This is a genomic window from Marinospirillum alkaliphilum DSM 21637 (genome assembly GCF_900119735.1).
In the GTDB taxonomy this organism is placed as follows: domain Bacteria; phylum Pseudomonadota; class Gammaproteobacteria; order Pseudomonadales; family Halomonadaceae; genus Marinospirillum; species Marinospirillum alkaliphilum.
Genome location: NZ_FPJW01000003.1, coordinates 122,718 through 149,137, shown reverse-complemented (window position 1 = coordinate 149,137; position 26,420 = coordinate 122,718). Strand labels below are relative to the sequence as shown.

Below are 26,420 nucleotides of genomic sequence, written 5' to 3'. Positions count from 1 at the left end.
TTTGCAGCACTGAATCTCGGCTGACAAGCTCGGTAAAGTCAGCTTTTTTTCTGCTTTTTTTTACTTTTGGGCTGACTTGAAGCTGATTTGACCGATGGAGATGGAGCCTGCTGATCCTGTTGATATGCCCAGACCATCAAGGCAACACCAGCCAGCAGCATGGGCAGTGACAACAACTGCCCCATGCTCAGGCCACCCAGCAGCAGTCCCAGGTGAGCATCCGGCTCACGGGCAAACTCACCCAGGAAACGTAGACTGCCATAACCGACCAGAAACAAGCCACTGACAGAACCTGCCGGGCGTGGCTGGCGGGAAAACCACCAGAGCAAAGCAAATAACACCACCCCTTCCAGCGCGAACTGGTACAACTGGGAAGGATGGCGCGGATCAGGGCCTGCACCCGGAAACACCATGCCCAGCGGACTATCCGTTACCCGCCCCCACAACTCACCGTTGATGAAGTTGCCCAGCCGCCCAAGGCCCAGCCCGATGGGCGTCAAGGGAGCCACAAAATCCCCTAGCTGAAACAGATTCAGGCGGTGTTTGCGTGCAAACAGCCAGACGGCCACTGCCACCCCGAGGAAACCACCATGAAAGGCCATGCCACCTTCCCAGACACGCAGCAACCACAGGGGGTCAATCAGCACACGATCAAAGTGATAAAAGAGGGCATAACCAAGGCGCCCACCCAGAATCACCCCCACAGCGGCATAAAAGGTCAGGTCCGAGATCTGCTCGCGGGTTAATCCCAGACGTTCAGCCCGCTGCCGGGCCAGCCACCAGGCCACCAGAAAACCAACCAGATAGGCCAGTCCATACCAATGAATCTGGACGGGCCCCAGGCTGATTGCCACGGGATTGATACTGGGGTAGGTCAACATAGGGCCTTGCTCCATTATTGGCTTGAATAGCGTTTGCTTCAGTGGGTGCTAAAAAAAGAATCAGGTCAGCAGGAAGCGCAAACCAACCAGCAGTAACAGCAGTGCAAACAGGCGCTTTAACAACAACTCCGGTAGAAAGTGCGCCAGCTTTGCACCCAGCCGTGCAAAAGGCACACTGGCCAGCACGATACCGACAAAGGCCGGCCAGTAGATGTAACCCGTTGCCCAGTCCGGTAATTCAGGGTGCTGCCAGCCTGCCCAGAGATTACCCAGCGCACCAAACACAGCAATCGGAAAGCCCAGCGCGGCAGAAGTTCCCACCGCCTGGCGCATCACTGCATTACACCAGGTTAAAAAAGGCACACTCAAGGTACCGCCACCAATACCAAAAATGGCTGAAGCCCAGCCAATCAACCCACCGGCAGCAGCCATCACCGGCGTGGGGGGCTGCCCTCTGCCAGGTGCAGGCTTGAGGTTAAATGCCATTTGCACAGCCACCAGCAACACAAAGGTACCGATGATGTTTTGTAACGCCAGTCCACTCAGCAGGCTGGCAGTCCAGGCACCCAGCAGCGCACCCAGTACAATGCCAGGAGCAATCAGACGAAACCAATGCCAGTTCACCCCACCCTTGCGATGATGTGTCAGGGTTGAACTGATCGAGGTGGGAATAATAGTGGCCAGCGAGGTGCCCACGGCCAGGTGCACCAGTATTTCCAGGGGAAAACCCAGTGCCTGAAAGGTCAGGATCAGTACCGGGACAATCACCAGCCCGCCGCCAATGCCAAACAGTCCAGCCAGTAAGCCGGCCCCGGCACCCAACAACAGATAAATCAAAAACAGTGTCAAACACTCACCTCAGGACGTTTTAACCAGCGCTCCACCAACTCCCTGAGTTCAGCTGGCCGGTAGGGTTTAGTCAGGTAGTCATCCAGACCTTCCTGCAAAAACTTTTCACAGTCATCGGCCAGCGCATTCGCTGTCACCGCCAACACCGGGATACCAGCATTGTCATTGGGTAATCGACGCCAGTGATGAGTGGTTTCCAGCCCATCCATACCCGGCATAAAAATATCCATCAACACCAGCGCATAGTCGTTTTCACGACCCAGCTCCAAAGCCCGATAACCACTGGCAGCCACATCCACCAGATAACCGGACTTCTCAAGTACGCTACTGGCCAGCATGGCATTCACCGGGCCATCATCAACCACCAGAATGCGAGGCCGAGGATTCAAACCGTCATCAACATCCAGTTGCACCGGCAATTCAATCTGCACCTGCAAACCACCACCGGGCAATGCCTGAACGTCCAGCTGACCCTTCATTTCCTGCACCAGCTGGCGGGTTAACAACTGACCAAAACCCAGCGCGCCATTGGCCGGTTCATAACTACTGCCCAAGGGGGTAGAGGCTTCAAAACGACGCAAACGATCGCTTTCTGCCAAACGACCGCCTTCATCCCTCAACTGCAGCTGCAACAAGCCTTCCGGCTTCCAACCCAGCTCTAGATGAATATCACCCTGACCCGACATCTGAGCCGCCTGACGCAACAGATGGGTGATCAGGCGTCCTAACCGTCTGCGATCAATCAGCACCAGATCCGGCAATTCTGGTTGAAAATGGGTGTGCAGGCTCCGGCCAGCAGCAGCCAGCACACTGACCACAGCACTGGTTGATTCAGCCACCAGTTGTTGCAAACGGACCGGATCCTCTTTGGTGTCTGGCTGTTCTTCCAGACTGCTTTCAACTGCCATTTCGCGAATATCATCAAGCAAATGCTCAAGACTGACCAGTTTACGGCGACAGGCTTCTGCCTGCGTCAACTCCAGACTACCCGCCATCTGTTGCAGTTCCAGCAACAACTGGTTGGCATCTCTGGAAGCAATTTGCATAAATTCACTTTTCATCCGTGCTGCCAGCCTTGCGCGCTGGCGTTCACTCTGTAACTGCTGGCGAGCCTGGCGATAACGACTGATATCCAGCAACAACAGCAAAGCCATTCCCGACGCATGGCGCTGCATACTGACCCAGCACACCAGCGGGTCACGTCCTTCAGGCTGCAACTCCAGCTCATGATCTGACCAGTCATCCTGCAGTTGTGCAAACAAGGGAGTTTCCTTGAGCAAACGCCCACGCAAACCAACCTGGGTGGTTTCCATCAACTGCTCAAAAGCGGGATTACATGACAGAATCCGGTTTTCATGGTCCAGCTGACACAGCATCAAAGGCCCACGAACCCACTGCAACAACTGCGGCTCACTGCCGGAAGCCAGTGGAAAGGACGGTTCATCATTAACTGAAGTTTTTTCAGCCGGTGTCCAGCGTTTGGCGGCATCCAGCAGTTGCTGATCACGTCGAACCAGCAGAAACAACAGTATCGCCTGCAGCAGCAACAGAAAAGCAGCCCCCAGCCACAAGAGTGCACGATACTCCTGCTCCAGTTTTAAACGCCCAATCACCATGGACTCCCGCGGTACCACCAGCAACAACTTCCATTCCGTTTGTGTCAGGGTGGCCCAACCCAGCTGAATGTTAGCGTTATCCAGCTGCAATCCAATCAAGCCTGAGGCATCCAGGCGCAGTGGTTCCAGTCGGCCTCGGTTGTTGGGCGTCAACATCAGGTTCAGATCATCCGTACGACGCATTGGGTCGCCACTGATTTGTCCTTGCAACCCCCAATCAGCTTCTGTACCTGGCGGCAAAGCCAGCAAACTCCCTTCACGGTCCATCAACATCAGATAACCACCCTGCAGCACAGCAAATTTTTGTAGGTGCTGAGCCAGCGCCTGCAGCGTTAAATGTAAACTGACCACAGCTACCACACGCCCCTGATCCATCACAGGCAGGCTCAGTGCCAACATCCATTGTTGGGTTGCAGGGTCAAGATAGGCCGGCGTCCATACACCACGAAACGCTGGGTTATGGGCAGCATCTGCAAGATACCAGGCAGGTAGATCACGAGGATCTCGTGTTGCTGAAAGTAGCTGCTGGGGCAAGGGGGTTGCTGGATAGTGCTTAACCCCACCTTGATGGGTGGTGAGTTGAATGCGTTCCAGCCATGGATACTGTCGGTGAACGCTCGCCATCAAGCCGGTCAGGGAATCCAGCTCAGTTGGATTGTTCGCCAGAAGCAACCCGGCCTGATGTTGAAGCAATAAACCCTGACTGTATAACGCCTGTAACTCGGCATTCAGCTGACCAGCCAGATGATCGACGGTTTCCAGCAGTCGACCATCACCCTCCTGCTCCAGTTGCGCCTGAATGCCTTGATGGCTCAAGGTTGCCAGTACCGCCACCACACTCATCAGCAAAGCGGCCGCCAGGGTCAAAGGCAGCAGGACTCCCAGCCAGCGGCTGCGCTTCAGGGACTGACTGATGCCACTTAGGCGGGTGCTGAATTGCGACACAAGATTTCCCTTGCAGGGGGCTGATAAAAACGCTGAGTATAACAATACTGATCACGAAAATAATCTGCTAACAGGAACACCACTCAGATGTGCCTACTCGCCCTCTGCTGGCAACACCACCCTGATTACCCCCTGTTATTGGCCGCTAACCGCGATGAGTTTCATCAACGTCCAACGCGGGCAGCAAATCACTGGCCAGAGCATCCAGGATTGATGGGTGGCAAAGACCTGCAAGCAGGAGGCAGTTGGTTGCTGGCCAATCAGCAAGGGCATTGGGCAGCACTCACCAATGTGCGTAACGGCCGTGAACTGGCACAAGCGCAACCGGCCGCCTCACGGGGTGAACTGGTGTTAAAGGCCGTACAACAACAACCAGCAGCCATGGCCGACTGGTTAATCCAGCATGGCAAAAACTATGCTGGTTTTAACCTGCTGTGGGGTAACAAGAACCAGGCCTGGTACTTCAGCAACCGCTTGGCACAAACACCACAAGCCTTACCGCCAGGGCTTTACCTGCTCAGTAATGCCACTCTGGACGTCAGTTGGCCCAAAACCCGCCGTCTGAAACAAGGAATCAACCACTGGCTACAACAACCTGACTGCCATCCACTGCAGCTTTTTGATACACTCACCGATCAAGTTCAAGCTCCCGACCATGAGCTGCCGGATACGGCTATCGGACTGGAGCGGGAAAGGTTTCTTTCACCTGTTTTTATTACTGGTGAGCATTACGGCACACGGGCATCCACTCTGTTATGGCAGAACAGCAAAGGCCAGTGGTTTCTGCATGAACGCAATCACCAGCACAATCAAAAGCAAGTTAATGAACGGCAATTCACCTGGCAAGGCTAAACGTCTGACTGGCCAACACTGCTCAACGCTGCTGCTGGTTGTCAGCCTGTTGTTATCACTTCCTGCCTGTGCATCCATCAGTTCCCGTGATCGAGCCAGCAGCAGCTTGCCACCCACCAGCACAACACTGACCCTGTGGGTTGAATCCAGCCTGTCAACGCTGCATCCAGACTACAAACCCCGCCATACCGAATTACTGGGGCACCTTTATCGCCAGGCCGCTTTTGGTCACTTCTGGATCAATGAGCAAGGTCATCCCAATGCCGCTGCCCGCTTATTACTGAATGACCTGCAGCCCTGGCTGGCACTGGAGGATCACCCACGCCTGGCAGACTACCGAAAACTGGCCGAGCTGTTACAGCAATCGGTGGAAACCAGTCTGCCAAGACACCGTCAGGCGCGGGATCTACTGATTACAGACCTGTTCTTCAGCTACCAGCAAGATCTCTTGCAACGCTACTGGACCCAATACGACTCAGACCAGGACCACGGCATCACCAATGCCTATGAGCGCTGGGACAACTGGCCGGACGAGGTTGTCAAGCGCAGTCTGCAAGACGTGTTTCCCCGCTGGCTGCAACAACTGCAAGGCCACCAGCCACAAGACTGGGCCATGGATCGCATCAGGGAAAACCAGCCAACCAGCCGCTTTTATCAGCCCTGGCGGCAGGCGTTTGCTGAGTTGCAGGAAATGGCAGAAGCCGGTGACTGGCCAGAGCTGAATCGCAGGCTGCAACGGGGGGATGAAGGCCCGATGGTTGCCCGGCTGGCTGAACAGCTGTATCGGCTTGGTGATCTCAGCAACCAGCAACCCTACCTGCTGAGCAAAGAAGGCCCACTGATTTTTGATCAGCGCCTGGAGCTGGCTTTAAAAACCTTTCAGAAACGCCACAACCTGCCACAGACAGGTGTGACCGACCAGCCCACTCGTGACTGGCTGAATATGCAGCCGCAGGAGCGCATGCGCAGGCTGGCACACAATATTCGCCGCCTGCACCATCTGCCCAACCAGCTGAATGATCGGTATATCATGGTTAACCTTGCCGATGCCCGCCTGCAGTTTGTTGAGAGCCAACAGGTCAAGCTGGACATGAAAGTGATCATCGGTCGTGATGGTCAACGCACCCCCATCATGAACCAGTGGTTAACTTCACTGGTCATCAACCCGCTGTGGAACGTACCCCCAAGCATTGCCAGGGAGCGTATTTTCCCACGTGCACTCAACAACCCTGAATACCTGGCATCACGCGATTATGCACTGGTGCAGGGCTGGCACACCCCTTCTCGTTTTGTATCTTTTGAAGAGCTGCCAGACGATGCCTTCACCAACGACAACTCCACCTATCGCATCGTACAAAAAGCAGGCAACTTCAATCAGCTGGGACGTGCCAAATTCCGCTTGTCCAATCAACAGGCCATCTATTTGCACGACACCCCCTACCGCAACCTGTTCAGCAGTGATCGCCGGGACATCAGTGCCGGCTGTGTACGGGTAGAAGACTCTGAGCGCCTGGTTGAAGCCCTTCTGGCATCCAGCCAGACCTGGACACCGGAAGTACTGAAAGAGATGTATGCACAGGGTGACGAGCGTTATTTACAGGTGCGCCCGCGTGTTGCGGTTTACCTGATGTACTGGACAGTATGGACGGATACCAACGGGCGCCTGCAATGGCGTGATGACATTTACCACAAGGATGGTTTCAAGCAGCCGGGTCAGCGTTTAGCCCTTGGGCCCTGACAGCCAGCCCAGTCCCAGTTCACTCATGAACACGCCCAGATGCCCGACCACCTGATCGGTGCTGGCACAGCCCAGCGCCTTCTCCAGCAGCTCTCGTGACTGCGCAACAGTCACTCGACGGATAGCCGCTTTAACCCTGGGCAAACTGGCCAGGTTCATCGACAGATTCTGATACCCCATCCCCAGTAACAACACCGCACCGGCAGGATCTCCAGCCAGTTCACCACAGATGCTCACCGGCAGACGACAGGCATGGGCATCTGCTGCAATACGCGCCAGGGCATGCAACACCGCCGGATGATAACCACTGTAAAGGCGTGCAACCCGCGGATTATCACGATCCACAGCCAATAAATACTGAGTCAGGTCGTTACTGCCCACTGACAGGTAATCCACGCGTTCTGCCAGTGCCGGGATCTGGAACAAGGCGGCAGGCACCTCAATCATGGCACCCACCAGCGGTTTATTGATCTGCAACCCCTCTCCCTGACGCAACTCCACCCAGGCACGACGGATCAGTGCGCGGGCTTCTTCCACCTCGCGCACGGATGAAATCATTGGCAGCAGAATACGTAAATTATCCAGGCCTTCACTGGCACGCAGCATGGCACGCACCTGGCTCAGAAAAACTTCCGGGTGATCCAGGGTGAAGCGAATGCCGCGCCAACCCAGACAGGGGTTTTCCTCTTCAATCGGAAAATAGGGCAAGGGTTTGTCACCACCGATGTCCAGCGTGCGCATGGTGACTTCGCGCGGAGAAAAGGCTGACAGCTGCTCACGGTAGAGCTTGACCTGCTCCATCTCGCTGGGAAAACGCTCGGCCAGCATGAACTGCACTTCCGTGCGGTACAGGCCAACACCTTCGGCACCATAAGCCAGCGCCCGCGCATGATCAGCGGTCAGTCCGGTATTCAGCATCAATGGCACACGGTGGCCATCACGCGTCACGCAGGGCAATCCGGCTTCCGCTTCCAGTGCCTCGGTCAGCGCCCGCTCTTCTTCAATGAAACGCTCATACTGGCGTAACAGGGTATCATCGGGGTTGCTGATGACCTGGCCACGGTAACCATCCAGAATCAGTTGCTGACCATCCAGCTTGGCATAAGGCAGATCACTCAACCCCATCACCGTCGGAATACCCATGGCGCGGGCCAGAATGGCCAGATGCGAGTTACTCGAACCCTTGACGCTGATCAGACCGGCCAGTTTCTCCCGCGGCACTTCACCCAACAGGGTTGGTGATAACTCTTCACCCACCAGTAGCGTATTGTCTTCATACTCCCGCTGCACATCGCCACCGGCCTGCAAGTAGGCCAGCACCCGACGCCCAAGATCCCGAATGTCCGCGGCCCGCTCACGCAGGTAAGAATCTTCGACCTTCTCCAGGTACTTCACATGGCGCTTGACCACAAAAGCCAGGGCACCCTGTGCCCACTGACCTTCTTCAATGTGCTTCAGTACCTCAGCACCCAGTGATTCCTCATCCAGCATTTGCAGATAGGCTTCAAACAGGGCCTGCTCCTGAGCACTGACACGGTTGGCCAGTTTCTGCCCCACCGCGCGTATGTCTTCACGCACGGCTCGCAGGGCAGCCAGAAAGACCAGTTTTTCCTCTTCAATAGAGTCGCATTCACGCTCCTGCACACTGTCCAGATCAGCAGGAGGCATGATCACCCGGGCTCGACCGATGGCCACACCCGGTGCTGCAGGCAGACCATCAAAACGCACCATGCTGCGTTGGCCACCCGGTGTCACCTGCAAACTGCCACTGACCTGTGCATGAGCCAGTACTGCAGCCAACTGAGCGGCAATGGTCACTAAAAAGGCTTCTTCGCCCTCATCAAAGCGCCGTTTGACCTTCTGCTGCACCACCAGCACACCCAGTGCATGGCGCTGGTGAATGATGGGTACACCCAGAAAACTGTGGTAACGCTCTTCACCGGTTTCCGGCAGGTAGCGGTAGCGAGGATGGACCGGGGCATCATCCAGGTTCAGCGGTTCTTCACGCTGACCCACATAACCCACCAGGCCTTCAGAGGGGGCCAGACTGACATGACCAATGGCGGAAGCATTCAAACCCAGGGTGTTCATCAGGACATAACGCTCCTGACGCGGATCCATCAGGTACACCGAACACACATCAGTGTTCATGGCCTTGCGAACCCGACGCACAATGATCGACAGGGCCGTCTGCAAATCTCTTGCAGCACTGACCTCCTGCACAATCTTTCGCAGGGTATCCAGCATGGTTGCACCTGACGGCAAGGGTTCACTCATGGTTGATCACGCAGCATCCTGTGCAGCCGAGGTGCCAATTCCAGCAGTGCCCGGCGATAAACTTCCCGCTTGAAGGGCACCACCTGCCCCAGCGGATACCAGTAAGACACCCAACGCCAGTTATCAAACTCCGGCTTGGGTGAGCAGTCAAAACAGACCTGTGAATCAGCACAGCGAATTTTCAACAGAAACCACTTCTGCTTCTGACCGATACACAGGGGACGGCTATTACGGCGCACCATGCGTTTTGGCAGGCGGTAACGTAACCAGCCACGGGTGGTGGCCAGCAGCTCCACCTGATCCGGTGTCAGGCCGATTTCTTCTTTTAATTCTCGGTATAACGCCTGCTCAGGCGTTTCATCATTCTTGATGCCACCCTGCGGAAACTGCCAGGCATCCTGACCACAACGACGTGCCCAGAGCAACTGACCGTCACTGTTGGTGATGATGATACCGACATTGGGGCGATACCCATCCTCGTCTATCACGCTACGCCCTCGAAAATGCTTTGACACCTATTGTTTCACAAAGATTGAAAAGTATTCAATTTAACCCTGATGTAAAATGCAAAAAATCTTTTGTGCATAAGCAATAACGGAGCCTTTCAAGTGAGTTTAGCCCTGTTCGATCTCGACAACACCCTCATTGCCGGTGACAGTGACCATGCCTGGGGTGAATTTCTGGTTCATAAGGGACTGGTGAATGGTGAGGAATATAAAAAGGCCAACGACCTGTATTATGCTGCTTACCAGCAGGGCACCCTGGATATCCACGACTATTTATCCTTTTCGTTGCGTCCACTAACCCAGTACAGCACCGAAGAAATGCTCAACTGGCGAAAGGAGTTTATCCATGAACACATTCGCCCGCTGATGCTGCCTGCCGCCATGGAACTGCTCGACAAACACCGCCAGGCAGGTGATCGACTGCTGATCATCACTGCCACCAACCGCTTTATTACCGCCCCCATTGCTGAACTCCTGGGTGTGAGCGATCTGATTGCCGTTGAACCAGAGTTTATTGATGGGCGTTACACCGGGCAGATTGTTGGCACACCCAGCTTCCGTGAAGGCAAGGTGACCTGTTTGCACCAATGGCTACAGGCAGAAGGCATGAACCTGGATGGCAGCTGGTTCTACAGCGACTCCCACAATGACCTGCCCCTGCTGCAACAGGTTGATAACCCCGTGGCAGTGGACCCGGACGACACCCTGCGCAGCCATGCCGAACAACAGGGCTGGCCGGTGATCAGTCTGCGGAGCTGATACGGATGAGCTGGTCACTGGAGCCCATTGGCATCCTTCACTCCTGTTACAAGGAAAAGTTTGCCGTGCCACGTCAGCCAGGGCTGGCTCCCAGTGCTTACGCAACACTGGAGTTATTACCCCCCTATAATCAGCCACTTTGTGTTGAAGGACTGGAGCAGTTTTCTCACCTGTGGCTGACTTTTGTATTCCATCAGAATCTGGAGCAGGGTTGGAAAGCGCGAGTACGCCCACCACGCTTGGGCGGCAATAAAAAGATCGGTGTGTTTGCCAGCCGTTCAACCTTTCGCCCGAATGGGCTGGGTCTCTCGGTGGTGAAGCTGGAAGGAGTGGATTGCTCAAAAGGTGTAAAACTGCAGTTGTCAGGCATCGACCTGGTGGATGGCACACCCATTGTGGACATCAAACCTTATCTGCCGTGGGCCGACAGCCTGCCGCAGGCCACAGCAGGCTGGGCACCGGAAACCCCGGCATTGCTGTCGGTGCATTTCAGCCCGCTGGCAGAAAAACAACTGACCACTCACAAGGATGGACAGCAACTGAAACAACTGCTGATCGAGGTATTAAGCCAGAACCCACGCCCGGCTTATCAACAGACCGATCCTGAACGCATTTATGGTGTGCTGCTGGCCGATCTGGACGTCAGGTTTCGCTACCCGGCAGACAACCGGCTGGAAGTTACCGAGTTGCTACCGGGGCGCTCCTGATCAGTCACTCAGCGCTGCTGAACTATCAACTGATAACCACCACTGCCACCGTTATAGTCACGCGCAGTCAGACGATATTCACCCGGCTCCAGCCTCACCAGAAGCCGCGCATCCAGATTTTCACCACTATCATCGTCTTCAACACGGAAGTGATTGGCACCCTCCAGCAGCAGGAATGAATCCAGCACTGCAGACTGCATTTCAATCAGGTATTCACCTGCCTGCTCGATATGCAGCCGGTAAACATCCTGCTGTTGACGCATCCAGCCAGACAGCTGCACAGGTGCACGCAGTTCAAGGTCTGCACCCTCACGGATATCAAAGGCTTGCACTTCCAGAGTGTAAAGACCCGAGGCCGTCTCAAAGGCACTGACCCTGACCTGGTATTCACCAGGCTGCAACAGGTCACCAATGCGTGAGTTGGTCTGATCACCACCATCATCGTCCTCAGCCCGGTAGCCACCGGGCCCAGTGACCAGCATCAGCGTATCAAAGTCACTGGAGCGCAGATCAATCTGATAATAACCCCGCTCACTGATTTGCAGGGTGTGGCTACGAAAACCATTCATTTCCAACCAGCCAGAGGCGGCTTCACCAACAACCAGTGATGGATTGCTGCTTAATTCAAGAGGCGTCATCAGCAGGTTAAAAGGTCCAAAACTATTGGACTGCTTACCACTGACGGCCAGCAGGTAACGCCCTCTTTCCGGGGCCTGAAAATGCAAGGGAGAGCCTGAAATCAGCAGCTCGTTCAAGTCATTGTACAGCGCCAGGGTGCCTTCAAGGCTGCCACTCAGCTCGATGCGAAAGGCATCTCCCTGCTGCAGATTGATACGATAAAGTGCATAACGGCTGCCATCCTTGTAGTTCAGTGCACTGGCACTGGTGAGTTCACCGCGCACACGCTGACCGGGCTGCAGGGAAACTGGCTGGCTACCGGCAACCACTCGACTGGCGGCACTGGCCTGAGGTGTACTCTGACAAGCGGTTAATACCAGAGCACAACAAATCAGCAGGGGAATAAAGAGTTTTTGGTTCATGGAAGTAACAACTCCAGTTGTTGATGAGATAACCACATCCATCGGCGAGCTGATCATAACATGAAAGATTTACTGCCAAGCTGCTCCCATAGAGGGCAAAACCCGGATAAAACCCTCCGACCAGATAAAAAAATGCCCAATCTTCAAGATCGGGCATTATCTCTATCAAAACAGGCAACTGGCTTCAGTCGAAGTTGATTCCCAGGCGGCGACCCACTTCTTCATAAGCCTCAACCACACCGCCCAGTCCCTGACGGAAGCGATCCTTGTCCAGTTTTTCACGGGTGGCTTTATCCCACAAACGGCAGCCATCCGGAGAAAACTCATCACCCAGTGTCACCTGCCCGTGGAACAAACCAAACTCCAGCTTGTAGTCCACCAGCAGCAAACCAGCTTCTTCAAACAACTGCTTCAGAATGGCATTCACCTGGTAAGTGAGGGCTTTCATCTGTTGTAACTGGGTCTCGGTGGCCCAGCCAAAAGTGATGCACAGGGACTCATTGATCATCGGATCACCCTGGGCATCATTTTTCAGGAACAGCTCAAAGGTTGGCGGATTCAGTTCCAGACCTTCCTCAACACCCAGACGACGCACCAGGCTACCGGCACTGATATTTCTGACCACACACTCCACTGGCATCATCTGCATGCATTTAACCAGTGACTCACGATCATTCAGGCGCTGCTCAAAATGCGTGGGAATGCCTGCTGCCTTGAGCTTTTCCATGATAAAGGCATTAAAAATGTTGTTAACCTTGCCCTTACGCTCCAGCTGCTCTTTCTTTTTGCCATCAAAGGCACTGGTGTCATCACGAAAATGCAGGATCAGGTAATCGGGGTCATCTGTCTTGAAAACAGATTTGGCCTTGCCCGAATAGAGTTCTTCACGCTTTTCCACAGGGGTCTCCGCAGCGGTAGGTGGGTCAGTTGAGAGATGCTAAAGAATAACAGGGAAACAACAAAAAAACTAAGGGTGGATCTCGCGCCAATCAAACCCCTGCTCCTGCTCGGCCAGGGTGATCCAGTCCGGTGAGGTATTTAATGCCTGCGCCAGTTCTGTGGCTGCCAGATGAGGGCAGTTGTTCTGCTCGCTCAGGTGTGAGGCCACCAGATGCGTGAGCTGCCCCGCTTCAATCTGCAGCAGGAAGTCCGCCGCCTGCTGGTTGCTCAAGTGACCAAAATCTCCACCCACTCGACGTTTCAAGGATGGCGGATAAGGCCCATCGGCCAGCATCTGTGGATCATGATTGGCCTCCAGCACCAGTGCCTGACAACGACGGTAATGACGCACCACATGCGGTGTAATACTGCCCAGGTCCGTCAGCACCCCCAGTCGCTGCGCACCATTACCCAGCACAAACTGTACAGGTTCTCGGGCATCATGGGGCACCGTGACTGGCCAGACTTCCAGGTCACCGATGGCAAAAGGGTGTTCAGGGTTGATCAGACGCCAGTCCGGCACCTCGCCGCCCAGACGCCCGGAAAGACGGGTGCCAGCAGTGGTATAAAGCGGCACCGCATGACGACGCACCAGTGCACCCACACCACCAATGTGATCGCCGTGTTCATGAGTCACCAGCACCGCACTCAGATCGTCGGGGGTAAGCTCCAGGCGCGCCAGACGACGTGTGGTTTCACGCAGGGTGAAACCACAGTCAATTAATACGTGGGTTTTGCCACAGCTGACCAGCGTTGCATTTCCCTTGCTGCCACTACCCAGTGAGGCGAACCGGATTCGCCCGCCCTGTTTCAACGCAACTGCCGCTCCAGCCAGCCCAGCAGTTCCTGTTCCACCGCCAAAGGGGCAGGCACATCAGGAGTCACTTCCAGCACCAGGTCCAGCTCCTGATTATATTCGGCCAGATGCAGCTGATAGTGGTGTGCACTGGCAGGTGGACCACGACGGAACAAACGCGACCAGAAGCCACCCGGTCTTTCTTGCTGCGGTACATAACGCACATAAATGCGCCCTTCGCTGCGATTCAGGTCACTGACCTTTTGCCATTCATCAGTGAACTCATCTTCCAGCAGGTGCACCAACTCGGCCCAGGCACGATCATAATCCAGCTGCATCACCAGCACCTTGCGATCATCACGATCCACCAGGCGCACTAACTGGCTGGCATGCAGGGATTGCGCCTGCAGTGAAACACGAGAGCCCTCTTCAGCCAGACTGGCCGCCAGAAAAGCTTCCAGCGACATCAGGCGCCCGCGGTCATACTCACTGAACGGTAACTGCTGCTGATCCGAAACAGAGCGCAGGCGTACTTCGGAAGTACCGCGACGCACACCCTGACGCAGGGTCATGCGCTGTGCTGCCAGACCGCTGGACTGATCATCAGCCAGGGTGATTTCACCACGGCGTGGACTGGCCGAGATCACCGCCACATCCTGACTGTCTGCAAAAGCCTGCAGGGATGTCCAGACTTCACCAGGGCTGCGCATCACCAGCAACCAGGCACCCTGTTCATCCACCCGTTGCTGCACCAGACCATCACGCTCATCCAGCACGCGCATGGGTTCTGGTCGCGGTGCTTGTTCAGGTTGACCACTACCGCGTCGTTCACTGACCGGGATAGGCATGGCATCACCCTGGGCAAAAGCTTCAGGCAAGGTGTGCTCAGCTGATTGAGCCTGATGATAATCCGAGCGACGGTCACGGTATTCACTACGGCTGCAACCTGCCAGCAGTACCAACACCAGTACCAGGCCGATCCAGCGGTAGCTGTGGGCATGCATCATTTTTTCAGCACTCCAGCCATTTCCAGTGCTTCATGAATGGTGGTGCGGTATTTTTCTGACAGGGGTGTCAGGGGTAAGCGTATCCCCAGATCAATCAGCCCCATTTCATACAGCGCCCACTTGGCAGGAATTGGATTGGATTCCACAAACAATCCGGTGTGCAGCGGCATCAGCCGGGTATTGATCTGATGTGCCTTGCTGGAATCACCAGCCAGGGCAGCCGCACACATGTCATGCATCTGACGCGGCGCCACGTTGGCAGTCACCGAAATGTTGCCGTTACCCCCCATCAGGATGAACTCACAAGCGGTGGCATCATCACCGGAGAAGAGCATGAAGTCACTGTCTGCCAGGGTATCCATCAGCGCCTTGCCGCGCTCCAGATCACCAGTGGCATCTTTTAATGCCACGATCTTGTCCAGCTTGCTTAAACGCACCACGGTTTCATTGTGCATATCCACAGCAGTACGACCGGGCACATTATAAAGAATGATCGGCAGATCACTGGCTTCAGCAATGGCTTTGTAATGCAGGTACAGGCCTTCCTGAGTCGGCTTGTTGTAATAGGGCGTGGTGATCAGGCAATAATCAGCACCCACCTGACTGGCATAACGCGTCAGTTCGATGGCTTCACGAGTGGAGTTGGAGCCGGTTCCTGCAACCACAGGAATCTTGCCATCCACACGGGTGACCACCCGGCGGATCACTTCAAAGTGCTCTTCAAAAGATAATGTAGAAGGTTCACCGGTCGTGCCTGCTGCAACAATACCATCCGTACCATTGTCGAGATGGAAGTCGATCAGGCGATCCAGAGCAGGCCAGTCCACATCACCCTGCTGAGTCATGGGGGTTACCAGGGCAACCAGGCTGCCTTTAATCATGATGTATCTCCAAACGGAATGCTTGAGTGGTTTACTAGGGTGCTATTGTTGCCTTTCAGCGGCTTTGGCTCAAGCCTTGTACCCTGACTGAGGCACTTTTTTTATCACTGATTTTGTGACAGGTTTTTACAACTGGGCAGCTTAGCCCCCTGTGTTATAGTCGCCAACTGTCGACTAGCACCTACAACCGGGAGATCAAGATGACACTTTCCATTGGCCAGCCTGTACCTGATTTCACTGCCGAAGCCACCAGTGGCAAGACCATTCAGCTGTCTGCCCTGCAGGGTCGCAAGCTGGTGATCTACTTTTACCCGAAAGACAGCACCCCCGGCTGCACAACCGAGGGCGGTGATTTTCGTGATCTTTACTCCGCCTTTCAGGCAGCCAACACCGAAGTTTTTGGTGTCTCACGTGACGGCATCAAAAGCCACGAAAACTTCAAGGCCAAGCAGGGTTTTCCTTTTGAACTGATCAGTGACAAGGACGAAACCCTGTGCCGGATCTTTGATGTGATCAAACTGAAAAAACTCTACGGCAAAGAACATCTGGGCATCGAACGCAGCACCTTTCTGATTGGCACAGATGGCACCCTGCTGCAGGAATGGCGCAAGGTCAAAGTGCCCGGCCATGTGCAACAGGTGCTGGAAGCCACCCAGACCAGGTAAAAGCCGCGAAACTCATGATTAACGTCATGAGCGTAGGCAAAGCAAGGCGAAACTGATTGAAAAAGCGGAATTTACACGGAATAAATGAGCATTTTGAGATCAATTTCAACGCAGCAGGGTCAAGCGCAATAGTTCATCAGGAGTTTCCTAGAATTCCATCAGACTGCGCTGCTGCTCCAGCTCTCGCCGCCGCTCACGAATAGCCGCCTGCACACCCCAGGGTTGATCCTGCAGGCGAGCCTGTTCCACTGCCAAATCCAACTGTGAAGAGGCCTGACGGAAACGCCCGGTCAACTGGAAATATTCAGCTCGGGCCTGGTGTAATTGCACCTGTCGATCACTCTTGCCAGCCGCTTCCGCCAACTGAAACCAGACATCCGGATCACCGGGGCGCTGTTGGCTGAGTTGCTGAAATATCCGCCGGGCCTGATCCCACTGCTGCAACTGCATGTGCATTTCTCCACGCAGAAACAGTGCCGGATAATATCCCGGCGCATAAAGTGCCAACTCATCCAGTTGTGCAGCCGCAGCCTGCCATTGCTTCTGTCGCACCAACTCTTCAGCCACAAGGTATTGCACCAATAACCACTCAGGCTCCTCTTTCACCAGTTGCTGCAACAACTCCAGTGCTCTTTCCGGCTGGTTCTCACCCCGGGCACGCAAGGCCTGGGCATAAATCTCTGCGGCTGGGCTGGCCTGCTGGCGGGAAAACAGGGTCCAGGCATCATCGGCACTGCCAATCTGATTAAAAATGATGCGGGTGCGGATCATTTCATAATCCTTGCCACGTATCGGAGCTCTTTTTCCCGACATCTGATCCGCGCGCGCCTGTGCATCAGCAATCCGGCTTTCTGTCAGCGGGTGCGTCAGCAGAAACTCCGGTGGTCGACCACTGAGGCTGGCCACCCTTTGCATCTGGGCGAACATGCGCGGCATGGCCTCTGGTGAATAACCGGCAGCCACCAGGGTTTCCATACCGATACGGTCGGCCTCCTGTTCATAACTGCGGCTCCAGGCCAGTTGGCTCTGAATGGCAGCTGCCTGGGTTCCGGCAATGGCGGCCACCCCGGCGTCAGCATGCCCCTGCGAAGCCACCAGAATACCGGCCAGAATACCGGCCATGGCCGTCCACTGAGCCCCGCGACTGGCTTCCACCCGACGGGCAAAGTGACGCTGGCTGATATGCGCCAGCTCGTGCGCAGCCACCGAGGCAAACTCATCCTCATAAGCAGCAAAAAGAAACAGGCCGGTATTGATGCCGACCACACCGCCCGGTACCGCAAAAGCATTTAACTGCCGCTGGTTCACCAGCACCAGGTCCAGTTCCTTTTGCTCCAGACCGGTATTGTAAGTCGCCAGTCGTTGCAACAGACGCTCAGTATAGTCCTGCACCAGCGGGTCTTGATAAAGGCGGGTCTGGGCACGAAACTGACGCAGCCAACCCTGCCCCAGCAAACGCTCCTGGTGCACACTGATCTCCAGCGCACTGGTCAATCCAAGACTGGGTAATTCTCCCACTTCAGCCAGCACCTGCGGAGCCGGCAGCAACAGCACAAGGGCCAGCATCATGCTGCTCAGCCAACAACGGAAAGACTTGCAGGCCGCCATCAGCAGGGTATTCTGTTGCATCATCATATTCAGCTTGTGTTTCCCGTTTGTGCAAACCAAGGTTATGACCAGTATAACAACCACACACCTATGACAAGGTAACAGCAGATGGATTCAGCAAATATTTTTGATCAGCAGCTTGATGCCCGAGGACTCCACTGCCCGCTGCCGCTACTGAAAGCCAAGCAGCGACTGAATGCCATGCAACCCGGGCAATTGCTGCTGGTCCAGGCGAGTGATCCTGGCTCCTGGGAAGATTTTGCCAGTTATGCGGAACTCAGCAGCCATACACTGGTCTCGCGTGAACAGCTGGATGACACCTATCAATTTGTACTGCGCAGAGGAGATTAAGCATGACCTTAAAGGGCGTTGTGCAGGGCTGGCTGCATCGTTATTTTTCAGATGAAGAAGCCGTTATCTTTGCACTGTTGTTGATTTTCTTTTTTACAGCCCTGTTGTTTTTTGGTGCCATGCTGGTGCCCTTTCTTTCTGCGGTGGTACTGGCCTACCTGCTGCAAGGGGTCGTCAGTCAGCTGAAACGCATTGGTGTACCCGAACTCCCCGCTGTTTTACTGGCCTTCAGCCTGTTTATCGGCGTGCTGCTGGCCTTGATCTTCTGGTTGCTACCCTTGCTGTGGCAACAAACCGTCAGTCTGGTACGAGAACTGCCTGCGATGATTCGCATGGCACAGCAGTGGCTGAATGAACTCCATGAAACCTACCCTCACCTGATCAGTCAGCAGCAGGTGAATAATGTGCTTAACGATGCCGTGGGCGAACTGCGTCATATCGGCCAGCTATTGGTCTCCCTGTCGCTGGCCAGTATTCCCAGCCTGCTGACCTGGCTGGTTTATCTGATCCTGGTGCCGATTCTGGTGTTTTTTATGCTCAAGGATCAGCGCCAGTTGGTGGGCTTTATCACCGGCATGATGCCACGCAAACGTGCACTGATGACACGCATCTGGTCTGAAATGGATGCCCAGATTGCCAACTATGTACGCGGCAAGGCACTGGAAATCCTGATCGTGGCCGCAGTGACCTGGGCCTGTTTTGCCTGGCTGGGGCTGAATTATGCGGAACTGCTGGCACTGCTGGTGGGTTTATCGGTACTGGTCCCTTACATCGGTGCGGCCGTGGTTACCCTGCCAGTGGCACTGATTGCCCTGTTCCAGTTTGGTTTCAGCAGCGAGTTCATGTGGGTGATTGGTGTTTATGCCGTGATTCAGGCACTGGATGGCAATGTGCTGGTACCCCTTTTGTTTTCCGAGGCCGTTAACCTGCACCCGGTTTCGATCATTCTGGCGGTACTGTTTTTTGGTGGCTTGTGGGGCTTCTGGGGGGTGTTTTTTGCCATCCCGCTGGCCACCATGATCAAGGCCATTCTGAATGCCTGGCCGCTGGCACTGCATCCTGAGGATGAAGAAAAGACCTTGGAAGCCTCTGATTAACTACTGCGCTCATCACGTTATTCAGAGGCTTCCTTGCGGGAAACACAGACCAGCGACTGATCATGCCCCAGGCCTGTATTTCAAAAAGGCCTGGAGCGCTAATCAGGAAGGCTTGGGGAAGTCCAGCATCCGCTGCAGCGGAATCAGGGCCTGACGAATCAGTTCCGGCTCCACCTGAATTTCGTTGCTGCCCTGCTCCAGTGAAGTCACCAGGCGCTCCAGGCTGTTCATGGCCATCCAGGGGCAATGGGCACAACTGCGGCAGGTCGCGCCATTACCAGCTGTGGGGGCTTCCATAAAACGCTTATGCGAGTTCTGCTGCTGCATCTTGTAGAAGATGCCGCGATCAGTGGCCACAATAAAGGTGTCATTCGGCAGTTCACCGGCCGCTTTCAACAACTGACTGGTCGAACCGGCCACATCAGCCAGCTCCACCACACTGGCCGGTGACTCAGGGTGCACCAGCACGGCTGCCGTGGGGTGAATCTTTTTCAGATCCAGAATACCCTTGGCCTTAAACTCCTCATGCACTATGCAGGCACCATCCCACATCAGCATCTCGGCACCGGTGGTACGGCAGATGTAATCACCCAGGTGTTTATCCGGTGCCCAGAGAATCTTTTTACCCTGCTCATGCAAATGACTGACCACCTGCAATGCAATGCTGGATGTCACCACCCAGTCAGCACGGGCTTTTACTGCGGCGGAAGTATTGGCATACACCACCACAGTATGGTCCGGGTGCTGATCACAGAAATGGCTGAAACTGCTGATGTCACAACCGATATCCAGTGAGCAGGTGGCTTCCAGTGTTGGCATCAAAACCCGTTTTTCCGGTGACAGAATCTTGGCTGTTTCACCCATGAAACGCACCCCGGCCACCACCAGCGTCTGTGCCGGATGGCGCGCACCAAAACGAGCCATTTCCAGTGAATCACCAATAAAACCACCCGTTTCTTCAGCCAGCGCCTGAATCACCGGGCTGGTGTAATAGTGGGCAATCAATACCGCATTGCGAGCTTGTAACTGCTCACGAATACGCTGACGCAAGGCTTCCTCTTCCGCTTCAGACAGGGTAGCAGGCGGTGTTGCTCTGGACAGGTGCTCACGCACCAGCAACTGGTCATAAACACTGGTCTTGGTTTGCTGGGTCATGGTTTCTGGGCTTGTGTGCCGGGGCAGGTTTGCGGTCAAAAGAAGGCCGGATGATAACATAATCCAAAAGTCGCAACCCAACATTAAAGCGCCATCTGGCCATAAAAAAGGGCAGACCCGGATGATTCTGGCCTGCCCAATCTCCTTTACTGCTTCCCTAACGTAAATAGGCCGGCCCGAGTCCAAATCCCCACAACAGCACAGTGACAGCCAGCATACCCACCAACACCACCAGCCCCACTGTCAGAATGGAAGTGGAGAACATGAACCCCTGCTCCTCCGGAATATCCATGATGCGAGGTACTCCGGTATAAAGCAGGTAAACCGTCCAGGCCACAGCAAGCAATCCGACAATCACCACAAACCAGATATGCGGCCAGAACCCTGCCAAACCTGCCAAGAGCATGGGTGATGCCGTATAAGCGGTTAATGCCATACAACGTTCCATACTGGCATTGGCACTATAGGTTTTTTCCATCCAGTGAATGGCATAAGCCATCACACCCGCCCCAACCAGAATGGCCAGATAAAACGCCAAAGCAATGGGTAACGCACTGGACATGGTCAGTTTGACATACTCTCCAAGGCCAATACTCCAGCCCACCTGCGTAGTACCCACAAACAACGCAAAGGGCGGCAGGGCACTCATCCAGATCAGATCACGGGTGTAATAATCCATGACGCTGTAGTTTTCATCCTTGACCTTTCTCCACTCCTTGTCGGGGTTATAAAGCACTCCCCACATGTGTTGCATAAACATGGGACACCTCCGGGTTTCGAATAGCATCCGTGCCTGTTTCATTGCATGAACACCGCTGATCAACCCTTCGCTCCTGCTCCGGAAAACAATCAGCAGCCAGACCAACAGGCAGGTGAACCTGAAAAGGCTTCACCTTCCGTTAGAACACCAGGCGGACGTAATGATCCGCCAGCAACAACAAAAACAGCAGCAGGATGTAGCGAATCGAGAACCAGAAAGCGGCCAGTGGCACCTGCCGATCCGATCCACGCCAGACTCGCCAATTCCACTGCAGGAATCGCAGGTTTAATGCCACCACACCCACCAGATACAGCCAGCCACTCATGCCTGTGGCAAACGGCAGTAAGGTAGCTGCCACTGTCAGCCAGCTATAAAGCCATACCTGCAGGCGGGCAAAGGTTTCACCATGGGTCACCGGCAGCATCGGTACACCGGCCCGGGCATATTCATCCTGCTTGTAGATAGCCAGCGCCCAGAAGTGCGGTGGTGTCCAGGCAAAAATGATCAGCACCAGCAACAATGCATCCGGATGGATCTGCCCGGTGACCGCCACCCAACCCAGCAAGGGTGGTGCAGCACCAGCCAGTCCACCAATGGTGATGTTTTGCGGGGTGACCCGTTTCAGAAAAGCGGTATAAACCAGTGCATAACCCAGCAGTGAAGCCAGGGTTAACCAGGCTGTTAAGGGGTTCACCTCCCACCACAGCAGCGTGATGCCGGCTACTGACAGCAGGCTGGCATAAAGCCCTGCCTGCAGACTGCCCAGTCGTCCTTCCGCCACCGGTCGACTGGCGGTACGCAGCATCAAACGATCCAGCCGCCGATCCAGCAGGTGATTAAAGGCGGCAGCCCCCATGGAGGCCAGACCGATGCCCACCAACCCGGCAAGTACCTTGTCCAGTGGTGGCAATCCCGGCACAGCCAGTGCCATACCCACCAGCACACAAACCAGCATCACCAATACCACGCGAGGTTTGCCTAGCTCCCAATAGTCACGCCAAACCGGGTTTAACCAGTGTCTGGCATGGGTTTCACTGGAATTGCGCATGGGACACCTCCGTTAAGGTCACCCGGGGAACCCGGACACCGCCATAACCCAACTGCCAACCTGCACCCAGCAAGGTGAGCAGCAACACTGCTGCGCCACCGGTATGCAACAGCGCCAGCCACAGCGGCAGGAACAGCAGCACAGTGGCAATACCAATACCCGCCTGCAGACCCCAGGCCAGTAACAGCAGACCCAGCCAGGGCCTGGCGCGAGCAAGGGTCAAGCCCTTCCATACCAACAGCAGAATACTGACACCCAGCAGCAAGGCACCCAGACGATGAGTGAAATGAATGGCCGTGCGGGCTGGTGCATGCAACTGACCGTGTAAATAGTTGGGGCCCACCTCCTGCGTCAGGTGAAAACCTTCACTGAAATCCATCTGGGCTGGCCACCACTGCTGATTGCAGGTCGGAAAGCCGGTACAGGCCAGCCCCGCATAATTGCTGGTGGTCCAGCCACCCAGCGCCAACTGACCGGTCAGCAACAACAACACCAGCCACCAGAGCAGCGGCGGCTTGCGGCCTTGCACTTCACCCCGCGCACAGGCGCGCAAACGACAGAACAGCCAGAAAAACAGTGCCAATACCGTCATGCCACCCAACAGGTGCAGCGTCACCACCTGCGGCCAGAGTTTTAAAGTCACTGTCCAGGCTCCAAAAGCACCCTGCAGGCAGATCACCGCCAGCAGCAGAAAGGTCAGCCCCAGCGGGTAACCGGGCATGTGGCGTAACTTCCAGCCAATCCAGGTCAACACCAGCGCAAGCAGACCCAGTCCACTGGCCAGATAACGATGAATCATTTCCACCCAGGCCTTGAAACTGTCCAGCGGTTCATCCGGGGCAAAAGCAGCTGCCCGCTCGGCATCCGGCACCACCAGCGCACCGTAACAGCCTGGCCAGTCCGGGCAACCCAGTCCGGCATCCACCAAACGGGTCCAGGCACCGGCCAGCACCACCACCAGCGTGAACAGCACACCAAAACCTGCCAATGCTGCTGCTCGACGCACTAAACGCTGTCCTGCTGCAGTAGCCTTGCTGTTGTCCTTGATCATCTGCTCCTCCTGCTCAACGGTTCACACGCAGCAAGCGCATCAAATCCCGGTGCAGATCTGCTGCCGGGGCATCCGCGTCATAAGCCAGCACCACACGCCCTTCCGGGTCCACCAGCCAGGTCTGACCTGGAGCGGCCCAGTCCGGTGCATTGCCCTGCCAGTGCACCACTCGCTCACCCGGTAAAGCTTCTGTCAACGGACGGCTCTCATTCACGGCCATCTCGATCCGCAGGCGGTAAACCCGATCCGCTTCACGTCCCAGGGCGCGGTGCACCCGCCACCACTGGTCAGCTAGCTGCTGACAGGTCGCCTGACAGGGCGCATCAGCAATCCACACCAACCACCATTCACCACTGGCCTGCCAATCCAGAGGCCACTGCTGCAACGGTTGCAGGTCCGGCAATAACGCACCGCGTGCCACCTGTTTTTCCGGTATACCCAGCTGCAGGGCATACATGCTGCCGGACACCAGCATTGGGGCCGCCAGCAGCAACATCAGTAATACCAGCTTGATACGATTTTTCATGCCTGCTTCTCCTGCAGCCAACGCCTGCCCATCAACGCCATGAACAATGCCAGCAAAGACAACAACAACCACTGCAGCGCATAACCCAGATGCCGCTCCGGGGTCATCTGGCTGGGCTGCCACCAGGGTTGCAACTGGTCATCCCCTGACTCCTGATGGAGCACTCCGTTAAACACCAGACGGTCCAGATCCTCCCATGGCTCCAGACTGATCGACTGCAGCCGGTCTCCTTCCCGGTTAGCACCAAACACCAGTGCGGACTGATCCAGCCACTGCCAGCGACCGGTAACCTGCACCAGCCGCGAAGAAACAGTGTCTTCGGGCAAATAACCACGATCCACACCGGTTGCTGCAAACCCTCGCTGCACCAGCCACCAACGACCATCATCGGTCATCAGTGGTGTCAAAGCGGCCACCCCCACCTGCCCATTCAATATCCGGTTATCCAGCCACAGGCTTCGTTCTGGCAACCAGTAACCCGTCAGTTGCAGCTGTGCCAGATTCGGCGGCATGTCCGTGGGATTCAGCAAAACCGGTGCATCAATCATGGCCTGTTGCAGCAGCTGTTTTTCAGCAGCACGCTGCCATTGCCAGTTCGCCAGCAGCAGGCCAATCACCACCAGCAGCAGCCAGAAGCCATACCAGCCCATCAGGCGATAACCTGATGTTGCAGTTGCAGCCTTGACACCTGAGCCTGACTGATCTGAACTGACTGACATTGCCACCTGTGTTCCACTGCCGGAGCCTGACATGCTGAAACTCCTGATTGCTGTTATCTTTTTTGCCATTCTTCTCAGCCTGGCGGCCGGTGCCGGTTTTCTGATTCGTGATCAAAGCCCGTCCACCCGCCTGCTGACCTCCCTGAAAACCCGCATCCTGTTAACCGCCCTGCTGATGGTGTTGCTGGTTTATGGCTTCAGCCAGGGTGCACTGGGCACCTGATCAACCATCAGAACACGTACACAAACAGGAACAGGCCAATCCACACCACATCCACAAAGTGCCAGTACCAGGCACCCGCCTCGAAGGCAAAATGCTGCTCAGGGGTGAAATGCCCCTTGATCAGACGGATCAGCAACACCAGCAGAATCACTGCACCGATGGTGACATGCAGCCCGTGAAAGCCGGTCAGCAGGAAAAAGGTGGCACCGTAAATACCTGCCTGCAGGGTCAGCCCCAGCTCCGTCCAGGCATGCACATATTCAATGCCTTGAATCACCAGAAAAATGCCACCCAGCACCAGCGTCAAAATCAGCCAGTTACGTGCACGAAGGCGCTGCTGTGCTTTCAGGGCGTGGTGAGAAAAGGTCAGGGTGATGCTGGAAGTCACCAGCAGCAGGGTGTTGATCAGCGGTAAGGTCCAGGGATTGATGATGGCATCCGGACCACCAACGGCCGGGTCCGGTGTGTTCATCAGCGGCCAGCTGGCCACAAAATCCGGCCACAGCAGCGCCGTGATACCCTTGGCACCCTCACCATCCAGCCAGGGCAGGGTGAATACCCGGATGTAAAACAGCGCACCAAAAAAGGCAGCAAAAAACATCACTTCCGAAAAGATGAACCAGGCCATGCCCTGCCGGAAGGAACGATCCATCTGGGCATCATACAACCCCCCCATGGATTCCAGCGTGACATCACGGAACCAGCCGTACATCACCCAGGCCACCCCCACCAGCCCCCCGACCAACAGGATCAGGCCACTGCCCTGAGTCATCATCAGACCGGCACCCACGGCCAGCATGCCCATCACCAGCACTGCAATGATTGGCCACTTGCTGGTGGCCGGAACGTAATAACTGCTACTGCTCATGGTAACCTCCGATGGCCTGTCCCTGCGGATAGAGGGTATAAGCCAGAGTCAGTTTATTGACGCCTTCCGGCAGATCGGGATCGATCTGGAACACCAGCGGCATCTCGGATCGCTCACCGGCTTCCAGCCACTGCTCCTGAAAACAGAAACACTCCATCTTGCGAAAATAGCGTGCCCCCTGAGACGGACTGACACTGGGCACGGCCCGCCCGGATGACAGCTCCTGACCCACATTCACAAAAGCAAAACGGGCCAGTGCCACCTCGCCGGGATGCACCCAGACTGTCTGCTCCATGGCATCCAGTCGCCAGGGCAGACCGGGAGCATTACGGGTCACAAACTGCACTTCCACCCGCCGCCCGGTATCCACCGGAGCACCCCCAACCACCTGGGCACTGCTGGCCGTCTTGCCATTCAGACCGGTCACTTCACAGAACACGTCATAAAGCGGCACCAGCGCAATGGTGAAACCGACCATCAACACCAGCCCCAGCAACACCCGCCGCACGGTGCGGGCAACGTTCTGCTGTTGTAACTGCTGATCCCTGGACATCAC

At 55.6% G+C, this 26,420-nt stretch carries 27 protein-coding genes; 8 read left to right on the top strand and 19 right to left on the bottom strand.

Annotated features, from left to right (window positions below; all coding sequences use genetic code 11):
* Positions 1 to 38: 38 nt before the first annotated feature.
* The 3 genes from lgt to BT114_RS06000 are packed head-to-tail and all read right to left on the bottom strand — an operon-like array spanning position 39 to position 4,291.
* Positions 39 to 881: a prolipoprotein diacylglyceryl transferase gene (gene lgt, locus BT114_RS06010; protein WP_072325446.1), complete on the bottom strand. Its 843-nt coding sequence runs from the start codon at positions 879 to 881 to the stop codon at positions 39 to 41.
* Between the two features lie 60 nt (positions 882 to 941).
* Positions 942 to 1,730, bottom strand: a complete 789-nt coding sequence (locus BT114_RS06005) for a sulfite exporter TauE/SafE family protein (protein WP_072325445.1) — start codon at positions 1,728 to 1,730, stop codon at positions 942 to 944.
* Positions 1,727 to 4,291, bottom strand: a complete 2,565-nt coding sequence (locus BT114_RS06000) for a response regulator (protein ID WP_072325444.1) — start codon at positions 4,289 to 4,291, stop codon at positions 1,727 to 1,729. The genes BT114_RS06005 and BT114_RS06000 overlap by 4 nt, the downstream gene beginning before the upstream one ends.
* 87 nt (positions 4,292 to 4,378) lie before the next feature.
* Between BT114_RS06000 and BT114_RS05995 the strand changes: the two genes are divergently transcribed.
* Positions 4,379 to 5,143: an NRDE family protein gene (locus BT114_RS05995; RefSeq protein WP_072325443.1), complete on the top strand. Its 765-nt coding sequence runs from the start codon at positions 4,379 to 4,381 to the stop codon at positions 5,141 to 5,143.
* On the top strand, positions 5,115 to 6,881 hold the full coding sequence (locus BT114_RS05990) for a L,D-transpeptidase family protein (protein WP_072325442.1): 1,767 nt from the start codon (positions 5,115 to 5,117) through the stop codon (positions 6,879 to 6,881). Before BT114_RS05995 ends, BT114_RS05990 begins: the two co-directional genes overlap by 29 nt.
* Here BT114_RS05990 and ptsP read toward each other — a convergent pair.
* Together ptsP and BT114_RS05980 are read right to left on the bottom strand one after the other, a co-directional pair.
* Complete coding sequence (gene ptsP, locus BT114_RS05985; RefSeq protein WP_072325604.1) at positions 6,864 to 9,128, bottom strand: phosphoenolpyruvate--protein phosphotransferase; 2,265 nt, start codon at positions 9,126 to 9,128, stop codon at positions 6,864 to 6,866. The two genes, BT114_RS05990 and ptsP, sit on opposite strands and share 18 nt — an antisense overlap.
* A gap of 26 nt (positions 9,129 to 9,154) precedes the next feature.
* Positions 9,155 to 9,646 carry an RNA pyrophosphohydrolase gene (locus BT114_RS05980; RefSeq protein WP_072325441.1) on the bottom strand — a complete coding sequence of 164 codons (492 nt, stop codon included), beginning with the start codon at positions 9,644 to 9,646 and terminating at the stop codon, positions 9,155 to 9,157.
* A gap of 120 nt (positions 9,647 to 9,766) precedes the next feature.
* Here BT114_RS05980 and BT114_RS05975 point away from each other — a divergent pair, with 120 nt between their 5' ends.
* Both BT114_RS05975 and tsaA read left to right on the top strand, forming a co-directional pair.
* On the top strand, positions 9,767 to 10,423 hold the full coding sequence (locus BT114_RS05975; RefSeq protein WP_072325440.1) for a histidinol-phosphatase: 657 nt from the start codon (positions 9,767 to 9,769) through the stop codon (positions 10,421 to 10,423).
* A 5-nt stretch (positions 10,424 to 10,428) separates the two neighbouring features.
* Positions 10,429 to 11,130 carry a tRNA (N6-threonylcarbamoyladenosine(37)-N6)-methyltransferase TrmO gene (gene tsaA / locus BT114_RS05970; RefSeq protein WP_072325439.1) on the top strand — a complete coding sequence of 234 codons (702 nt, stop codon included), beginning with the start codon at positions 10,429 to 10,431 and terminating at the stop codon, positions 11,128 to 11,130.
* An 8-nt stretch (positions 11,131 to 11,138) separates the two neighbouring features.
* Here tsaA and BT114_RS05965 read toward each other — a convergent pair whose 3' ends face one another.
* The 5 genes from BT114_RS05965 to dapA all read right to left on the bottom strand — a co-directional run bounded on the left by BT114_RS05965 (position 11,139) and on the right by dapA (position 15,793).
* Positions 11,139 to 12,170, bottom strand: coding sequence for a hypothetical protein (locus tag BT114_RS05965; RefSeq protein WP_072325438.1), 1,032 nt, complete (start codon positions 12,168 to 12,170; stop codon positions 11,139 to 11,141).
* Positions 12,171 to 12,354: 184 nt separating this feature from the next.
* Positions 12,355 to 13,068, bottom strand: coding sequence for a phosphoribosylaminoimidazolesuccinocarboxamide synthase (purC, locus tag BT114_RS05960; RefSeq protein WP_072325437.1), 714 nt, complete (start codon positions 13,066 to 13,068; stop codon positions 12,355 to 12,357).
* Between the two features lie 69 nt (positions 13,069 to 13,137).
* A complete protein-coding gene (locus BT114_RS05955; RefSeq protein WP_245770400.1) occupies positions 13,138 to 13,923 on the bottom strand; it encodes an MBL fold metallo-hydrolase in 786 nt (261 codons plus the stop codon).
* Complete coding sequence (bamC, locus tag BT114_RS05950; protein ID WP_072325436.1) at positions 13,920 to 14,912, bottom strand: outer membrane protein assembly factor BamC; 993 nt, start codon at positions 14,910 to 14,912, stop codon at positions 13,920 to 13,922. The genes BT114_RS05955 and bamC overlap by 4 nt, the downstream gene beginning before the upstream one ends.
* The gene (dapA, locus tag BT114_RS05945; RefSeq protein WP_072325435.1) at positions 14,909 to 15,793 is read right to left on the bottom strand and encodes a 4-hydroxy-tetrahydrodipicolinate synthase; all 885 of its coding nucleotides are present in this window, start codon (positions 15,791 to 15,793) and stop codon (positions 14,909 to 14,911) included. The genes bamC and dapA overlap by 4 nt, the downstream gene beginning before the upstream one ends.
* Positions 15,794 to 15,993: 200 nt before the next feature.
* On the opposite strand from dapA, the gene BT114_RS05940 reads away from it, so the two are divergent.
* Positions 15,994 to 16,458, top strand: coding sequence for a peroxiredoxin (locus BT114_RS05940; protein ID WP_072325434.1), 465 nt, complete (start codon positions 15,994 to 15,996; stop codon positions 16,456 to 16,458).
* A 147-nt stretch (positions 16,459 to 16,605) separates the two neighbouring features.
* Here BT114_RS05940 and BT114_RS05935 read toward each other — a convergent pair whose 3' ends face one another.
* Positions 16,606 to 18,093: a M48 family metalloprotease gene (locus BT114_RS05935; protein ID WP_084661960.1), complete on the bottom strand. Its 1,488-nt coding sequence runs from the start codon at positions 18,091 to 18,093 to the stop codon at positions 16,606 to 16,608.
* Between the two features lie 81 nt (positions 18,094 to 18,174).
* Between BT114_RS05935 and BT114_RS05930 the strand changes: the two genes are divergently transcribed.
* The gene (locus BT114_RS05930; protein WP_072325433.1) at positions 18,175 to 18,417 is read left to right on the top strand and encodes a sulfurtransferase TusA family protein; all 243 of its coding nucleotides are present in this window, start codon (positions 18,175 to 18,177) and stop codon (positions 18,415 to 18,417) included.
* A gap of 2 nt (positions 18,418 to 18,419) precedes the next feature.
* Entirely contained in the window at positions 18,420 to 19,514 is a 1,095-nt protein-coding gene (locus BT114_RS05925; protein ID WP_072325432.1) for an AI-2E family transporter, read from the top strand.
* Positions 19,515 to 19,616: 102 nt separating this feature from the next.
* On the opposite strand, the gene nadA is transcribed toward BT114_RS05925, so the two are convergent.
* The 6 genes from nadA to BT114_RS05895 all read right to left on the bottom strand — a co-directional run bounded on the left by nadA (position 19,617) and on the right by BT114_RS05895 (position 24,806).
* A complete protein-coding gene (gene nadA, locus BT114_RS05920; RefSeq protein ID WP_072325431.1) occupies positions 19,617 to 20,669 on the bottom strand; it encodes a quinolinate synthase NadA in 1,053 nt (350 codons plus the stop codon).
* A gap of 157 nt (positions 20,670 to 20,826) precedes the next feature.
* Entirely contained in the window at positions 20,827 to 21,429 is a 603-nt protein-coding gene (locus BT114_RS05915) for a Yip1 family protein (RefSeq protein ID WP_072325430.1), read from the bottom strand.
* Between the two features lie 139 nt (positions 21,430 to 21,568).
* A complete protein-coding gene (gene cyoE / locus BT114_RS05910; protein WP_072325429.1) occupies positions 21,569 to 22,477 on the bottom strand; it encodes a heme o synthase in 909 nt (302 codons plus the stop codon).
* Entirely contained in the window at positions 22,461 to 23,528 is a 1,068-nt protein-coding gene (locus tag BT114_RS05905; RefSeq protein WP_072325428.1) for a COX15/CtaA family protein, read from the bottom strand. The genes cyoE and BT114_RS05905 overlap by 17 nt, the downstream gene beginning before the upstream one ends.
* Positions 23,529 to 23,541: 13 nt before the next feature.
* Positions 23,542 to 24,054: a hypothetical protein gene (locus BT114_RS05900; protein ID WP_072325427.1), complete on the bottom strand. Its 513-nt coding sequence runs from the start codon at positions 24,052 to 24,054 to the stop codon at positions 23,542 to 23,544.
* On the bottom strand, positions 24,051 to 24,806 hold the full coding sequence (locus BT114_RS05895; RefSeq protein WP_245770399.1) for an SURF1 family protein: 756 nt from the start codon (positions 24,804 to 24,806) through the stop codon (positions 24,051 to 24,053). The genes BT114_RS05900 and BT114_RS05895 overlap by 4 nt, the downstream gene beginning before the upstream one ends.
* Between BT114_RS05895 and BT114_RS05890 the strand changes: the two genes are divergently transcribed.
* Positions 24,805 to 24,996, top strand: a complete 192-nt coding sequence (locus BT114_RS05890) for a DUF2909 family protein (RefSeq protein WP_072325426.1) — start codon at positions 24,805 to 24,807, stop codon at positions 24,994 to 24,996. The genes BT114_RS05895 and BT114_RS05890 overlap by 2 nt on opposite strands.
* Positions 24,997 to 25,003: 7 nt before the next feature.
* Here the strand turns inward: BT114_RS05890 and BT114_RS05885 are convergent, their stop codons facing one another.
* Positions 25,004 to 25,864, bottom strand: coding sequence for a cytochrome c oxidase subunit 3 (locus BT114_RS05885; protein WP_072325425.1), 861 nt, complete (start codon positions 25,862 to 25,864; stop codon positions 25,004 to 25,006).
* Positions 25,854 to 26,417: a cytochrome c oxidase assembly protein gene (locus BT114_RS05880; RefSeq protein WP_072325424.1), complete on the bottom strand. Its 564-nt coding sequence runs from the start codon at positions 26,415 to 26,417 to the stop codon at positions 25,854 to 25,856. The genes BT114_RS05885 and BT114_RS05880 overlap by 11 nt, the downstream gene beginning before the upstream one ends.
* Between the last annotated feature and the right edge of the window lie 3 nt (positions 26,418 to 26,420).

What these genes read in the sequence shown, in the direction of transcription:
- lgt (WP_072325446.1), bottom strand. Translation starts at nt 881, where the DNA reads ATGTTGACCTACCCCAGTATCAATCCCGTGGCAATCAGCCTGGGGCCC.
- BT114_RS05995 (WP_072325443.1), top strand. Translation starts at nt 4,379, where the DNA reads ATGTGCCTACTCGCCCTCTGCTGGCAACACCACCCTGATTACCCCCTG.
- BT114_RS05990 (WP_072325442.1), top strand. Translation starts at nt 5,115, where the DNA reads ATGAACGGCAATTCACCTGGCAAGGCTAAACGTCTGACTGGCCAACAC.
- ptsP (WP_072325604.1), bottom strand. Translation starts at nt 9,128, where the DNA reads ATGCTGGATACCCTGCGAAAGATTGTGCAGGAGGTCAGTGCTGCAAGA.
- tsaA (WP_072325439.1), top strand. Translation starts at nt 10,429, where the DNA reads ATGAGCTGGTCACTGGAGCCCATTGGCATCCTTCACTCCTGTTACAAG.
- BT114_RS05965 (WP_072325438.1), bottom strand. Translation starts at nt 12,170, where the DNA reads ATGAACCAAAAACTCTTTATTCCCCTGCTGATTTGTTGTGCTCTGGTA.
- bamC (WP_072325436.1), bottom strand. Translation starts at nt 14,912, where the DNA reads ATGATGCATGCCCACAGCTACCGCTGGATCGGCCTGGTACTGGTGTTG.
- dapA (WP_072325435.1), bottom strand. Translation starts at nt 15,793, where the DNA reads ATGATTAAAGGCAGCCTGGTTGCCCTGGTAACCCCCATGACTCAGCAG.
- BT114_RS05940 (WP_072325434.1), top strand. Translation starts at nt 15,994, where the DNA reads ATGACACTTTCCATTGGCCAGCCTGTACCTGATTTCACTGCCGAAGCC.
- BT114_RS05935 (WP_084661960.1), bottom strand. Translation starts at nt 18,093, where the DNA reads ATGATGATGCAACAGAATACCCTGCTGATGGCGGCCTGCAAGTCTTTC.
- BT114_RS05930 (WP_072325433.1), top strand. Translation starts at nt 18,175, where the DNA reads ATGGATTCAGCAAATATTTTTGATCAGCAGCTTGATGCCCGAGGACTC.
- BT114_RS05925 (WP_072325432.1), top strand. Translation starts at nt 18,420, where the DNA reads ATGACCTTAAAGGGCGTTGTGCAGGGCTGGCTGCATCGTTATTTTTCA.
- nadA (WP_072325431.1), bottom strand. Translation starts at nt 20,669, where the DNA reads ATGACCCAGCAAACCAAGACCAGTGTTTATGACCAGTTGCTGGTGCGT.
- BT114_RS05915 (WP_072325430.1), bottom strand. Translation starts at nt 21,429, where the DNA reads ATGTTTATGCAACACATGTGGGGAGTGCTTTATAACCCCGACAAGGAG.
- cyoE (WP_072325429.1), bottom strand. Translation starts at nt 22,477, where the DNA reads ATGCGCAATTCCAGTGAAACCCATGCCAGACACTGGTTAAACCCGGTT.
- BT114_RS05905 (WP_072325428.1), bottom strand. Translation starts at nt 23,528, where the DNA reads ATGATCAAGGACAACAGCAAGGCTACTGCAGCAGGACAGCGTTTAGTG.
- BT114_RS05900 (WP_072325427.1), bottom strand. Translation starts at nt 24,054, where the DNA reads ATGAAAAATCGTATCAAGCTGGTATTACTGATGTTGCTGCTGGCGGCC.
- BT114_RS05890 (WP_072325426.1), top strand. Translation starts at nt 24,805, where the DNA reads ATGCTGAAACTCCTGATTGCTGTTATCTTTTTTGCCATTCTTCTCAGC.
- BT114_RS05895 (WP_245770399.1), bottom strand. Translation starts at nt 24,806, where the DNA reads ATGTCAGGCTCCGGCAGTGGAACACAGGTGGCAATGTCAGTCAGTTCA.
- BT114_RS05885 (WP_072325425.1), bottom strand. Translation starts at nt 25,864, where the DNA reads ATGAGCAGTAGCAGTTATTACGTTCCGGCCACCAGCAAGTGGCCAATC.
- BT114_RS05880 (WP_072325424.1), bottom strand. Translation starts at nt 26,417, where the DNA reads ATGTCCAGGGATCAGCAGTTACAACAGCAGAACGTTGCCCGCACCGTG.